Origin of the sequence: Aquibium microcysteis, assembly GCF_014495845.1 — a bacterium.
In the GTDB taxonomy this organism is placed as follows: Bacteria; Pseudomonadota; Alphaproteobacteria; order Rhizobiales; family Rhizobiaceae; genus Aquibium; species Aquibium microcysteis.
The window spans coordinates 495,328-509,145 of the sequence record NZ_CP061080.1 but is presented as its reverse complement, the minus strand read 5'-3'; the positions used below and the strand labels follow the sequence as shown (position 1 = coordinate 509,145).

Below are 13,818 nucleotides of genomic sequence, written 5' to 3'. Positions count from 1 at the left end.
CAGCCATGATTGCCTACATCCTCAGGCGCGTGCTCTACATCGTGCCGATCTCGCTCGCCGTCAGCCTCGTCTGCTTCCTGCTCGTGCACATCGCGCCCGGCGACCCGATCGACGCCATGGTGCAGCCCGACACGCCCAAGGAGGTGATCGACCGCGTCCGCGCCGAATACGGACTCGACCAGCCGCTTCCGGTCCAGTTCGGCCTGTGGCTCATGAAGGTCGTGCAGGGCGATTTCGGCACGTCGCTGATCAAGGGCCGCCCGGTGCTGCCCGACCTGATCTCGGCAAGCGGAGCCACCTTCGTGCTGGCCTGCACGGGCGGCCTGCTCGGTTTCGTGACGGGATGCGTCTTCGGCGGCATCGCCGGGGTCTATCGCGACAGCTGGATCGACCGCGTCCTGCTTGCCGTCGCGGTGGCAGGCGTCTCCGTGCCGCATTACTGGCTGGGCATGGTGCTGGTCATCATCTTCTCGGTGAACCTGAACATGCTGCCCGCCATGGGCGCCGGCCCCGGCGGCTCCGCGGTCTCGCTGTTCGACTGGGACCACGTCCGCTACCTGATCCTGCCCTCGATCACGCTCGCCGTCATTCCGGCGGGCATCGTGACGCGCACCGTGCGCGGCCTCGTCAGCGACATCATGAGCCAGGACTACATCACCACCCTGCGCGGCAAGGGGCTGCTGCGGCACGGCATCGTCGCCCATGTCGTTCGCAACGCCGCCCCGACCACCCTCGCCGTCATCGGCCTGCAGCTCGCCAACCTGATGGGCGGGTCGATCCTGGTGGAGACGGTGTTCGCCTGGCCGGGCACCGGCATGATGCTGAACACGGCGATCTTCCAGCGCGACATCCCGGTGCTGCAGGCCACCACGCTGGTGCTGGCGCTGTTCTTCGTCGTCCTCAACCTGCTGGTCGACCTCGTCCAGACCTCCATCGACCCAAGGATCAGCCGCCGATGACGACGACCTACGGCTCCGAACGCGCGGAAGACGCGGCGCCGCCAAAGGTGGCGGAGAACGACGACACCTACTGGCGGGCCGTCGGCCGCCGGCTGATGCGGGACAAGGTGACGCTGTTCTGCGGCGGCATCCTGATCCTGATGGCCGGGCTCATCCTGTTTGCTCCACTGGTGGCGCCCTATGGACCCACCGACGGCAGCATCGTCCGGCGCCTGAAGCCCATCGGCACGCCGGGCCACCTGCTCGGCACCGACGAACTCGGCCGCGACATGCTGAGCCGGCTCCTGCACGGCGGGCGCTATTCCTGGTTCGTCGGCATCACGCCGGTGGCCATCGCCTTCCTCGTCGGCGGCTCGATCGGCATCATCGCGGGCTTCGCGGGCGGCAAGATCAACATGGCCATCATGCGCGTCACCGACGTGTTCTACGCCTTTCCCTCGGTGCTGCTCGCCGTCGCCGTCAGCGGATCGCTCGGCGCGGGCATCGCCAACGCCATCATGTCGCTCACCATCGTCTTCATCCCGCCGATCATCCGCGTGGCGGAAAGCGTCACCACCGGCGTTCGCAGTCTCGACTATGCGGAGGCCGCGCGGGCGACGGGCGCCGGCGCGCGTTCGATCGTCGTCGTCCACATCCTGCCCAACGTGCTCGGGCCGATCTTCGTCTACGCCACCAGCCTCGTCGGCGTGTCGATGATCGTGGCCTCGGGCCTGTCGTTCCTCGGGCTCGGCATCAAGCCGCCGGATCCCGAATGGGGCCTGATGCTGAACACGCTGCGCAGCGCGATCTACTCGCAGCCGATGATCGCCACGCTTCCCGGCATCTGCATCTTCATGACCAGCGTCTGCTTCAATTTCGTCAGCGACGGGTTGCGGACTGCGATGGACGTTCGCGCCTGACCTTCACCTCCAACCGACAACCGGGGAACCTGCCATGCCATTCGAACCGACCCGCCGCGGCGTCCTCCAGGGACTGACGAGCACGCTGATGATGGCGACCGCCGCCGCGCCGTTCGTGCCGCGACCGGCGCGCGCGGCCGGCAAGACGCTGCGGATCGCCATATCGCTCAGCGACATCCCCAATCTGTGGGCGGTGCCGACCGGCGGCTTCGAGGGCGCGCGCTTCGGCGGCTACACGCTCTTCGACCCGCTCGTCTCCTGGGACATGAGCTCCGCCGACAAGCCCTCGGGCCTGGTGCCGGGGCTGGCCGAATCCTGGTCCGTCGATCCGGACAACCAGAAGCGCTGGATCTTCAAGCTGCGCGCGGCGACGTTCCATGACGGGTCCCCGTGGAACGCGGACGCGGCGATCTGGAACTTCGAGGGCTACCTGAACCGGGACGCGCCTCACTTCCATCCCGGACGGGCGGGAATGGCGGGCGCGCGCACCCAGTCGATCGCCGGCTACGGCAAGATCGACGACAGGACGATCTATCTCGAGACCAAATACCTCAACAGCCTGCTGCCGTTCGAGCTGTCGACGCTGTTCTTCGCCAGTCCGGCCCGCCACGCGGAGGCCGGCAGCTGGGAAAACTTCGCGATCAACCCGTCTGGGACCGGCCCCTACGCCTTCGTCTCGCTCACGCCCGGCTCGGAGCTCAGGCTGAAGGCCTTCGAGGGCTACTGGAACCCGGCGCGCGTACCGAAGACGTCGGAACTGGTGCTGCTGCCGGTGCCCGACGCCAACACCCGCGTGGCGGCGCTGCGTTCCGGCCAGGTGGATCTGGTCGACACCCTGCCGCCGGATTCGATCCCGTCGCTGGAGGCGGCCGGCTTCACGATCATCGAGAACACCTATCCGCACTCCTGGATCTGGCGCCTCAACTTCACCGCCGACTCGCCCTTCTCCGACATCCGGGTCCGCAAGGCGGCCAATCTCGCCATCGACCGCGACGCGATCGTGGAGTTCCTCGGCGGGCATGCCACGGCGGCCAAGGCATTCGCCCAGCCCGGCTCGCCCTGGTACGGCAAGCCGGCGTTCGAGTTCCGCTACGATCCGGAAGCGGCCAAGGCGCTGCTGGCGGAGGCGGGATACGGCCCGGACAAGCCGGTCGAGCTCACCATCGTGATCTCCTCGTCGGGCGGCGGACAGATGGTGCCGCTGTCGATGAACGAGGTGATCCAGAGCTACATGCGCGAAGTCGGCATCAACGTCACGTTCGACGTGCGCGATTTCGGCACCATGATCACCATGCTGCGGCAGGGCGCCAGGGAGTCCGGCGCCGACGCGCTGAACGTGGCGATGACCATGCAGGAGCCGGCGACCGGCGTCATCTCCTTCACCTCGACGCTGGCGCCGCCGGCCGGCGGCAACTGGGGCTTCTACGACAACCCGGCCTTCGACGAGGCGTTGACCAGGGCGCGCGCGACCTTCGACCCGGCGGCGCTGGACGAGGCCATGTCGCGGGTGATGGAAGTGGTGACCGACGACGCGGCGGCGCTGGTCGTGGTGCACGACACCAACCCCCGCGCCCTGTCGCCGAAGCTCAGGGGCTTCGTGCAGGCGAAGAACTGGTACCAGGACTTCACGCCGATCGAGGTGATGGACTGATGGACGCGATGGCCCCGTTCGAGATCGCGGAGGCGTCGGTCGCCGAGATCCAGGAAGCCTTCCGGACACGCCGGACGACGGCTCTGGCGGTCACCCAGGCATCGCTCGACCGTATCGAAGCCTTCGACAGGCGCGGCCCGCAATTGTGGGCCGTCGTCGCCGTCAACCCCGACGCGCTCGCCGATGCCCGCGCGCTCGATGCGCATCTGGCCGCGACCGGCGAACTCATCGGCCCGCTGCACGGCATCCCGGTGCTGGTGAAGGACAATTACGACGTCGCGGGGCTGCAGACGACCGGCGGTTCCTCGGCGCTTCTCGGATGGGTGCCGCGGCGCGATGCGACGGTCGTGGCGAAGCTGCGCGCGGCGGGCGCCGTCATCCTCGCCAAGACCACCATGTCGGAATGGGCCAGGGGCGGCTTCGACAACATCAATTCGGTGCTGCCGACCTTCGCGCGCAATCCCTACAACACCGCCCACGCCACCGGCGGTTCGTCCGGCGGCACGGGGTCGGGCCTCGCCGCCAGCTTCGGCGTGGTCGGGCTCGGCTCCGATACGCTGGGATCGATCCGCAACCCCTCCTCCAACAACGCGCTGGTGGGGCTGCGGCCGAGCTGGGCGCTGGTGTCGCGCGCGGGCATGGTCGGGCTCTACGACGAGCGCGACACGGCCGGCCCGATGGCGCGGAGCATGGAGGACCTCGTGGCGCTGCTCGACGTGATCGCGGGCGTCGACCCCGCCGATCCCGCCACAGCCCATGCGCAGGGCCATGTCGAGGCGAGCTACGGGCCGTTCCTGCGCGCCGACGGGCTGAAGGGCAAGCGGCTCGGTGTCCTGCGGCAGGCCGTCCCGGCCGATGATTCCGATCCGCAGGTCGTCGCCCTCTTCGACCAGGCGGTGCGCGATCTCGCCGGGGCCGGCGCCGAGATCGTCGACCCTTTCGAAATCCCGGAATTCGAGCGCTTTCCGCAGAACATGCACCCCCTGAGCAAGGTGCGCTTCGCGATCGAGACCTATCTGGCCGGCACCGGACCCGGCTTCCCGAAGACGCTCGCCGAGATCGTGGCGGCGGAGAAGTTCCACCCGGTGCACGAAGGCAGCCTGCGGGTGACCGCGGTCGCGCCGGAGCCCCTCACCGACCCGGTGGTGCTGGCACTTGAGGCACTAGAGATCCGGATGCGCGCGGCCTACGACGCCGCGATGACGGCGGCCGGCGTCGATGCCTTCGTGCTGCCGGTGGCCACCTATCCGCCCAAGCTCAACGGCGACCGCAACGTCACCCCCGCGGGCGCCAGGACCTGGATCGCGTCCGGCCTGCACTGGCCGGCGATGAGCGTCCCCATGGGCTACACCTATGTGGACCTCCCGTCCGGTCTCCAGATCGTCGGCCGCCCGTGGAGCGAAGGCAGGCTGATCGAGATCGCCTATGCCTACGAACAGGCGACGCACCATCGCAAGCCACCGTCGACCACGCCGGCCCTGCAGGCGCGGCCATGATCGGCGAGATCGACACGCAGACCACGGTCGCCGCGGTGCGCGACTGTTTCGAGCGCTACAACGCGGCGCTCGACCGGGGCGACGTCGAGGCGCTGAACGGCTTCTTCTGGAACTCGCCCGCAACGGTCCGGTTCGGCCCGACGGAGACGCTGTTCGGCTACGAGGCGATCGCCGCCTTCCGCTCCCGCACGTGGAAGGGCACGGCGGGCGGGCGCGTCATCGAGACGGTCGTCGTCACCGCCTTCGGCCCGGACATGGCGACGACCAACGCGCTGATCCGCTCCGCGGACGGGGCGGTGAGCCGGCAATCGCAGACCTGGGTCAACCTGCCCGAAGGCTGGCGCATCGTGGCCGCCCATGTGAGCGCAAGCCCGCCCTGACGCCGTCGGCGGGTAAAGCGACGAGACCGACACATTCAGGCAAGGACCAGAGGCGACAATTCATGGCGATCCATACACTCGACGCGACCCCGCTCACCATCCGCCGCGGCGTGCTGGACGGCAGTTTTCCGCCCGTGCTGACCATCCGGTCGGGAGACACGGTGACGATCCAGACGGTGTCGGGCAACGAACACGCGCTGCCGCCGGCCGGATCCGGCTTCGACATGCCGGCCGGCCTCACCGACATCCTCGCCGCCGTTCCGCCGGGGACGGGACCGCACATCGTCACCGGCCCCGTCGCGATCGAGGGCGCCGAGCCCGGCGACATGCTGGAGGTGCGCATCGACCGGATCGAACTCGGCATGAACTGGGGCTACTGCCTGTTCCGGCCGCTCGCCGGCACCGTGCCCGACGCCTTCCCCTATCGCGAACTGAGCTACATCCCCATCGACATGGAGAAGCGCACCTGCACGCTGCCCTGGGGACCGGAACTGCCGCTGGCGCCGTTCTTCGGGGTCATGGCGAGCGGACCGAAGCCGTCCTACGGACCGCTGTCGACCAAGGAGCCGCGCGACTTCGGCGGCAATCTCGACAACAAGGAACTGACGGCGGGAAGCACGCTGTTCCTGCCCGTCTGGGTTCCAGGCGCGAATTTCATCGTCGGCGACGGGCATGGCGTGCAGGGCGACGGCGAGGTCTGCGTGACCGCGCTCGAAACCTCGCTGACGGGCACCTTCACCTTCGTCCTGCACAAGGGCGGCGGCGCGGAAAACCCGAAGCTTCGTTTTCCCCGCGCGGAGACGCCCACCCACTATCTGAGCATGGGCATCGATGAGGACCTGGACGTCGCCATGCGCGAGGCGGTGCTCGAGATGATCGCCTTCATCTGCGAACGCACCGGCTGGTCGCGCGGCGATGCCTACAAGAGCTGCTCGCTGGCCGTGGATTTCCACGTGACGCAAACCGTCAACGGCGAAAAGGGCGTCCACGGGATGCTGCGCAAGGGGTTGCTGTTCTAGGACCACATCCGAGCGGCACGTTCCGACATGGGATACGGTATTCGGGACGCGATGCAGAAGCAGATGCATGCGTGTCGCCGCACCCGAACGGGGGAAGCGTTCGATGGCCCGGCTCTGCAGGCACGGAGGTGGCACGACCATCCTTTTGCGACGTTCGTGACCCGACCGCCAGCAGCTCTCCCATGTCCGTTCGCAGCGCCCCGGTCGCCGATGGCCCGGCTGGCCGGCGCCGCCTGGACGCTGCCGGGGACGATGCTGCCGGGTCGCGTCCCCCGGGCAGCGGCGACGCCCCGGCCTCAGCCGCCACCGGGCGGAGGCGCGAGGGCACGGAGGTCGTGGCGGCGGGATTCGCCGCGCAGCCACAGCGCGTCGATGCCGATCAGGGTGTCGATGCCAAAGGTCGGGTGGAAGACGGTGACGCTGCCGTTCGGCTGGCGCAGGATGCGGTAGTCGGACGCGGCGCCGTCATATTCGACCAGGTTGACGCCGCTGCCGCCCTCGTAGCTGTCGTCGCCGAGCCCGCCGTAGAAGGTGTCGTCCCCGGCGGAGCCGATGAAACGGTCGGGCCGGTCGGTGCCGGCGACGAAGCCGCCGGTGGCGGCGACCAGATTGTCGTCATAGGCCGCCTGGACGATGTAGCCGGGCGCGAGCCCGACCGCGGCGAGGCCGCCGAAGAGGCCGAGTTCCTTGGCGAGACGCCGGGGATCGACGCGCCGCCTGGATGGCGCGGCGGCGACGTCGGGCAGGTCGGCCAGCGCGGCGTCGGTGGCGCGGGGGCCTGCGCCGGGCGACGGGAGGCCGCGCGGGCCGGCGCCCGCAGCGCCGTCGGACGCGTTGCGGGCGAGCCGGGCGAAGGAGGGGCGCGGCAGACGCTGCAGCGATTTCGGAAGGAGCGCGGCAATGCGTGCGCCGAGCGTGCCGGCCGCGCCGAGATCGGCCGGCTTCGGCGGGGGCAGATTCAGGAACAGCCGGGCGCCCGGCGTAATTCGCGGCGGGGGAGCGGGCTTCGGCACGCGGGCACGCGGCGTCGGTATCCGGCTCAGGAAGCGGAAGGCGCCCGTCTGGGCGACGCGGTAGCTGCCGCGATCCGCACCGATCGGATCGACGGCCTCCCGGATCGCCGCCGACGGCGGGATGACGAACGGTTCGACCTCGGTCGGGCCGGGTCCGACCGCCGCCAAGGCACAGACCGGCAGGGCGGCAAGCAGCAGGACGAGCGCGTTTCGCAGCATCGGCATGATCGACCTTTCTCCATGAGACCGGCCGCCGCCGGCGGGCGGCACGGGGCCGCCCTATTCGACGAGCTTCTTCACTTCCTCGATCGCCGTCTCGAAGCCCTTCTCGACGTCGTCGAACGCCGCCTTCACGTCCGGCCCCATGTCGACGACCCCGCCCCGCTCGAGGCCGAAGGTCGCGGTGGCGGCGAGACCGGTGACCACGATCACCGTGCCGGTCCCGAGGACGGCACGCTTCAGATAATTGGGCCGCTGGACACGCGGCATGCCGGCCGGGGGCACGTAGAAGTTCACGCCGTTACCGGCGGCAACGGCGCCGCCCGGATTGGCGGGCGGCAGGCCGCCGCCCGGCACGGCATTGGCGTTGGCATTGAGAGCGCCAGCCGGCGGCAGGCCGCCGCCTGCGACGGGTGCCGCCTGGCCGCCGGGGGCCGGCGGGGCGCCGGCTGCGACGGGTGCCGCCTGTGCTCCAGGAACCGGCTGGCCGCCGCCCGCGACGGGCGCCGCCTGACCGCCCGGGGCCGGCAGACCGCCGCCTGCGACGGGTGCCGCCTGGCCGCCGGGGGCCGGCGGGGCGCCGGCATAGATGCCGACGTTCACGCCGCCGCCCGCCGGCGCGGCTCCGGGTGCGGGCAATGCGGCCGGCGCGGGCGCGGCCTGGCCCGCGGGATTGGCGGGACCGGCGGTGTAGATGCCGCCGGGAGCAGGCTGGGCGCCCGGTGCGGGCAACGCGGCCGGCGCGGGCGCGGCCTGGCCCGCGGGGTTGGCGGGACCGGCGGTGTAGATGCCGCCGGGCGCAGGCTGGGCGCCCGGTGCCGGCAGCGCGGCCGGCGCGGGCGCGGCCTGGCCCGCCGGGTTGGCGGGACCGGCGGTGTAGATGCCGCCGGGCGCAGGCTGGGCGCCCGGTGCCGGCAGCGCGGCCTGCACCGGCGCGGGAAGGGCGCCGGGCGCTGGCAGCGCGGCAGGCGGGGGCTGCAAGCCGCCGACGTTGCCGACGCCGCCCCATGGAACGGTGTTGGGAGGAAGGAGGGCAGGCGCGGCGCCATCGCCGGCCCCGCCCGCCGGAGCCGCCGCGGCACTGGCCGGTCCGGATGCCGGCGCCGCGGCGGCCGGACCGGCCGGCACGGCGGCCGCGGCCGGCAGGGCGTTGGGCGGAGGCAGGAGGTTCGGCGCGGGCACCGCGCCCGGGGCCGGAAGGGCGTTCGGTGCAGGCAGTGCCGCGGCCGGGGCAGGCAGAACGTTCGGCGCCGGCGCGGCGGCGGCGGGCGCAGGCAGCGCGCTGGGCGCGGGCAGCGCATTCGGCGCCGGCAGGGCGTTGGCGCCCGGCACGTCGTTCGGAAGTGCCGGCGCGGGGCCGTAATGGTGCGTCATCGGGGCCATCGGCACCGCGTTCGGATCCGGCGCGGCGGGGCGCGGCGGCTTCTTGAAGAGTTTCAGGGCGACCTGGAAGGAGCCGTCGTCGACGGGCCGAACGGCGAAGGTCTTCTCCCCTCCCCCCGGACGGTCGGCGCGCGCCGAAGGGGTCTCGGACACGGCGGCGGCGGCGCTGCCCGCCCATGCGAGCAGGCCGGCGGCGACGACGATCAAACGGGTTCCTGCCATCGGGACGATCCTTCTCTCGGCTGTCTGCACGGGGCTCATCGGGCGGCCTCGCGGTAGCGGATGACCTGGACGGCGGAGGCCGAGAGCCGGTAGTCGCCGACCCACTCGTCGTTCTGCGCCAGGGCCCAGAGCGTCTCCGGCGGCGCCATCTGGACCAGTTGCTGCCCCGGACCGACGGTCTGGACATAGGCCGGATCGGCGTTCGGAACGTCGAGGAAGACGTCGATGGGCGCGGCGGAAAAGTTCTGGACGTAGAGCTGGATCAGCGGCACGCCGGCCGCCGGCTGCGCCGGGGGGAGCGCGCCACCGCCCTGCGGCAGCGGGGCGGCGGCGACCGGCGCGGCTCCTGCCGGGGCCGGCCCGCCGGCGGGCGCGACGATCCACATGGCGGAATACCAGCCGGGCTGCACGGCCGCGGCCATGACGGGGCCCGTCTCGTTGGTGAGATACTGGTCGGGCCGGAAGCGGTTGCGGATGCGCACGTGCTGACCGTCGACGCTCTCCTGGATCCACATCGCCGACCACCAGCCCGGGTCGACCGGGCCGGCCTGCAGCACGCCGTACTCGACGTGGAGATAGTTGCCGCTCGCGGCGTTGCGCAGGCGGGCATGGTCCGTCCCCTCGACGAGTTCGGCGATCCAGATGGTCGCCTGCCCGTCCGGTCCGGGAAGCAGCGCCACCCCGCCGGCGTCGGCGAGAAAAGCCGACGTCCAGCGGTTCTGGATGGTGACGGACTGCGCCAGGGCGGCCGGGACCGACAGGCCGAGCGCCAGGGCGGCGAGAAGATAGAGCAGGAAGGAGGCGTAGGGTCTCATGGTGTGCTCCGCTGGCTTGCGTTCCAGGCCATGTGTCATCTCACGTCCGCACAGATCGGATGGTTGTAGGCGCGGACGATCTCGGCCACGCCCGTGGGGTCGAGCGATTCCCAGGGGAAATCGGCGGCCGGGTCGCTCTGCTCGGCGCCTTCGAGCGCGGCGGCGACGGCGGCATCGACGACCCTCGGATCGATCTCGCCGCCCGTCGCGTAGCCCGCATCGAAGGCGTCGCGGACCTGGCCGCGCATCGCGTCCTTGGCCTCGGCCGACATGGCACCGTAGATCGAGCCGGACAGGACGGCGGAGACGGCGACGTCGATGGCGAGGTCGGTCGCGACGGCCCTCGCCACGGCATTCGTCGACGCCCGCGTGAGGGCGGCCATGACCTGCTGCTTGAGGGTGGCCTCTGCGGCGGCGCGGCCGGCGGAGCGCGCGGCGATCTGGCCGGCGGTCTTGCCGGCCGTCGAGGCCGCCGCGCGGGCGGCATTGGCCGCCGCGGTGGCTCCGGTCGCGCCGCCCGCGGTGACGGCGATCAGCGTCACGCTGGCGGCGGTCATCAGCGGGCCGATCACCTGGTCGGTAACGTTGAGGGCGCATTCGGCCTGGTTGGCGGCGCAGCCCGCGCCGCAGTTGACCGGAAGTTTCGCGGGGCACTGGTTCCAGCAGACCGGTCCGACGCCGGCATAGCCGGGCTGGCAGCGGTCGTAGCAGAGGCCTGCGTCGCGGTCCTTGCCGGGGCCGCACTGCATCGGCTTGCCGACGCCGCGGTCATAGGTGGTCTTCTGACAGGAGAAGCCGATGTCGATGGTGCCGGCGGGACAGACCGGCGTGCAGAGGCTGGTGGCGACCGGTGCGGTCCTGTAGCCCGGCCGGCATTCCGAATAGACGATGGTGTTGGAATTGTAGGTCCCGCAGCCGTAGCGCCGGCCTTCGGCGCTGCTGCGGCAGCGCGCACGGGCGTCGTCCAGGCTGAAGGGCGTGTCGCCGAGCTTCCAGACGAAGGCGGAGCGCTCGTAGGGCGCGGGCTTCAGGCAATGGAGGCCGGTGTCGGTGAAACCGGCGGGACAGGTCGGGACGCACATGGTCACGAAGGGCTGGAAGCCGGCGCGGCAGTCGTCGTAGCAGAGCCCGGCGGTGGATTCGGTCTGCCCCGCCGGGCAGAGGCGCGGGATGGTGCCGACGCCGCGGCCATAGGTGTCCTTCCAGCAGAACCGCGTCTTCGCCTTGTCCTCCTCCGCCAGCCGGACCTGGTCGGCGGCGAGGCGCGCCAGCACCAGCTGCAGCTGGGCGTCGGTCAGGAGAAGGCATTTGCCGGGGTCGCTGTCGTCCGGCCGCGGCACGTCGACCTGCTGCCGCAGATCGCGCGAGACCTGGACCATGCCGCCGACCCATTCGAAGGTTTCCATGGAGGAGAAGCCGAGCATGGTGCAGGGACCCGACAAGAGGTCGACGGTCTCGCCGGCCCGGATGCTGCCGATCATCTCCGCGCTCGCCCCGTCGACGACGCTGATGCCGAGCGCCTGCCCGCCCGTGTTGGTGAGGCGCGTCGCGACCGAACGGTCGCCGGTCGTCAGCGGCAGCGGCGCCGCGATCTGCTGCATCGGGTCGGGGCCGACCAGATGATGACCCCCGGCATAGCCCTGGTCGTCGGCAAATCCCAGCCGGACGCCCGGATCGGCGAGGACATCGACGGTGCCTCCATCCGGCAGGATGCCGAGATTGCCAGCCACGCCATCCGCGCCAGCCGGCACGTCGACGACGGCCAGTGCCCGGCCGGAGCGGTTGACGACACGCACGGTGACGCTTCCGGTGCCGGTCCGGAGCGGGAGCGGCAGCGTCACCGCCTCGCCCGGCAGGCCGGCGACGACGAGATTGCCGCCCAGGAAGTCGCCGCCGGGCGAGAAGCCGAACCGCATGCCCGGGTCGGCCATGAGGACGACCGTCTCGCCCGGTCCGACGGATCCCAGCGGCTCGGACTCGTCGCCGGACAGGAGGAAGATCCCGAGTTCCTGGCCGAAGCCGTTCGTGACGGCGACCGGCGCCGACCCGGCGCCCGCCAGGAACGACCGCGGAAGCGGAAGGACCGGCTGCTGAAACGGCTCCGGCGTGACCATGTAGATGCCGCCGAACCAGTCCGTACCCGGCGAGAAGCCGATCCGGAACCCGGCCTGTGCGGGAAGATCGATCGTCGCACCGGGGTCGATCGCGGCGACCAGCTGGGTTTCGGCGCCGTCCTCCGGGACGACGTGGACACCGAGCGGCTGGTCGGTCGGATTGGCAAGGCGCAGCGTCACCGAACCGTCGCCGACCCGGCCGGGGAGCGTTCCGGCCGCGGCGGCCGGAAGCGGCAGCGACAGGATTTCCGGCGCGACGCCGGTCACCACGTGCTGGCCACCGATCCAGTCGACGCCGTCGGAAATCCCCAGGATCGCGCCGGCCTGGGCCGGGAGGTCGAGGAAGAAACCGGCGTCGATCTCGGCCACCAGCGGCGCATCGCTGCCGTCGTCGAGGATGTGGTGGACGAAGAGCTTGCGCGCCGAGGGATTTTCGAGCCGCACGACGGCCGAGCCGTCGCCGATCCGCACCGCCGCAGCGTTCTGACCAAGGTCCTCCCCGGACCGGGCGACGGGAAGCGCCACGACCTCCGGCGGCCGGCCGGTGACGCGGTACGGATCGCCGATCCAGGCGCTGCCGTCGGAGATGCCGATCAGCGCGCCCGCTTCGGCCGCGACGTCGATCGCGAACCCCGCCTCCAGCTGCGCCACGAAGGGTGCCGCGCTGCCGTCGGGAAGGACGTGGTGGATCTGCAGCCGCATGGCCGTGGGGTTCTCGAAGCGCACCATGGCCGAGCCGTCGCCGATGCGCGGTGCGGCCGCGGCGGGAGGCCCGGTCCCCGCCGGCGGCGCCGCCGCGACCGGAATCGTCACGACCTCCGGCGGCCGGCCGGTGACGCGGTACGGATCGCCGATCCAGGCGCTGCCGTCGGAGATGCCGATCAGCGCGCCGGCCTCGGCGGCGACGTCGACGAAGAAGCCTGCATCCACCGCCGCCACGAAGGGCGCGGCACTGCCGTCGGGAAGCACGTGGTGGATCTGCAGCCGCATGCCCGACGGGTTCTCGAAGCGCACCAAGGCCGAGCCGTCGCCGATCCGGGGAGGAGCGGTCGCAGCGGCGGGCGGGATCGGCAACGAGACCGCCTGGTTCGTCGCCTCCCCGACCACGTAGGACGCGCCGACCCAGCCCTCAGCGCCGGCGAAGGCGATCTGCCAGCCGGGCGCCACCGGCAGGTCGGCCACGGTGCCCGCCTCGATCCGCGCCAGTTCGACCGGTGCCGCGTCCGGCGCCGTCACGGCATAGGCGGCGAGGGGCTCGGCCGTCGGGTTGTCCACCCGCAGCATGACCCGGACCTCCTGCGCGCGCGTCGGGAGACAAAGCACCGCCAGGACCAGCAGGACGACCGCGACGACGCACTGAACCCGGTTGCGCAAGCTATCTCCGCACGATCAGGGGAGCCTGCCGGCTTGTCGACGGGACGAGCGGACGCGTTGCCGCCCGACCCTATTCGAGCCGGTCTGCCCGACATTGAGTTTCGCTCAACGACGTTCGTTCAACACACAAAGCAGGCACGACGGGCGCTCGATGCAGCGCGCGTCCCGGGAGCCCTTGTCAGGCTTCTCCGCTACAGTCGATGACACAGGGTAAAGCGCGACGTCTCCGGAAGTCAAACGCATTTCTTGCACCGATCCGTCACTATAGGTCTCG

General features: G+C 71.3%; 10 protein-coding genes. 6 read left to right on the top strand and 4 right to left on the bottom strand.

Annotated elements, in window-relative coordinates; all coding sequences use genetic code 11:
• The first annotated feature begins 5 nt into the window (after nucleotides 1-5).
• The 6 genes from IAI54_RS02385 to IAI54_RS02360 all read left to right on the top strand — a co-directional run bounded on the left by IAI54_RS02385 (nucleotide 6) and on the right by IAI54_RS02360 (nucleotide 6,404).
• Nucleotides 6-959, top strand: a complete 954-nt coding sequence (locus IAI54_RS02385; protein ID WP_187970836.1) for an ABC transporter permease — start codon at nucleotides 6-8, stop codon at nucleotides 957-959.
• Nucleotides 956-1,858 (top strand): ABC transporter permease, encoded by a 903-nt coding sequence (locus tag IAI54_RS02380; protein ID WP_187970835.1) that lies wholly within the window; start codon nucleotides 956-958, stop codon nucleotides 1,856-1,858. The genes IAI54_RS02385 and IAI54_RS02380 overlap by 4 nt, the downstream gene beginning before the upstream one ends.
• A 34-nt stretch (nucleotides 1,859-1,892) precedes the next feature.
• Nucleotides 1,893-3,509, top strand: coding sequence for an ABC transporter substrate-binding protein (locus IAI54_RS02375; protein WP_187970834.1), 1,617 nt, complete (start codon nucleotides 1,893-1,895; stop codon nucleotides 3,507-3,509).
• A complete protein-coding gene (locus tag IAI54_RS02370) occupies nucleotides 3,509-5,005 on the top strand; it encodes an amidase (RefSeq protein WP_187970833.1) in 1,497 nt (498 codons plus the stop codon). The genes IAI54_RS02375 and IAI54_RS02370 overlap by 1 nt, the downstream gene beginning before the upstream one ends.
• Nucleotides 5,002-5,385, top strand: coding sequence for an AtzH-like domain-containing protein (locus IAI54_RS02365; RefSeq protein WP_187970832.1), 384 nt, complete (start codon nucleotides 5,002-5,004; stop codon nucleotides 5,383-5,385). Before IAI54_RS02370 ends, IAI54_RS02365 begins: the two co-directional genes overlap by 4 nt.
• 62 nt (nucleotides 5,386-5,447) lie before the next feature.
• Nucleotides 5,448-6,404, top strand: a complete 957-nt coding sequence (locus IAI54_RS02360) for an acetamidase/formamidase family protein (RefSeq protein WP_187970831.1) — start codon at nucleotides 5,448-5,450, stop codon at nucleotides 6,402-6,404.
• Between the two features lie 296 nt (nucleotides 6,405-6,700).
• On the opposite strand, the gene IAI54_RS02355 is transcribed toward IAI54_RS02360, so the two are convergent.
• The 4 genes from IAI54_RS02355 to IAI54_RS02340 are packed head-to-tail and all read right to left on the bottom strand — an operon-like array spanning nucleotide 6,701 to nucleotide 13,544.
• Entirely contained in the window at nucleotides 6,701-7,642 is a 942-nt protein-coding gene (locus IAI54_RS02355) for a hypothetical protein (protein ID WP_187970830.1), read from the bottom strand.
• Nucleotides 7,643-7,696: 54 nt separating this feature from the next.
• Nucleotides 7,697-9,241: a hypothetical protein gene (locus IAI54_RS02350; RefSeq protein ID WP_187970829.1), complete on the bottom strand. Its 1,545-nt coding sequence runs from the start codon at nucleotides 9,239-9,241 to the stop codon at nucleotides 7,697-7,699.
• A 35-nt stretch (nucleotides 9,242-9,276) separates the two neighbouring features.
• Nucleotides 9,277-10,056 (bottom strand): RICIN domain-containing protein, encoded by a 780-nt coding sequence (locus IAI54_RS02345; protein WP_187970828.1) that lies wholly within the window; start codon nucleotides 10,054-10,056, stop codon nucleotides 9,277-9,279.
• A gap of 35 nt (nucleotides 10,057-10,091) precedes the next feature.
• Entirely contained in the window at nucleotides 10,092-13,544 is a 3,453-nt protein-coding gene (locus IAI54_RS02340) for a hypothetical protein (protein ID WP_187970827.1), read from the bottom strand.
• Nucleotides 13,545-13,818: the final 274 nt, after the last annotated feature.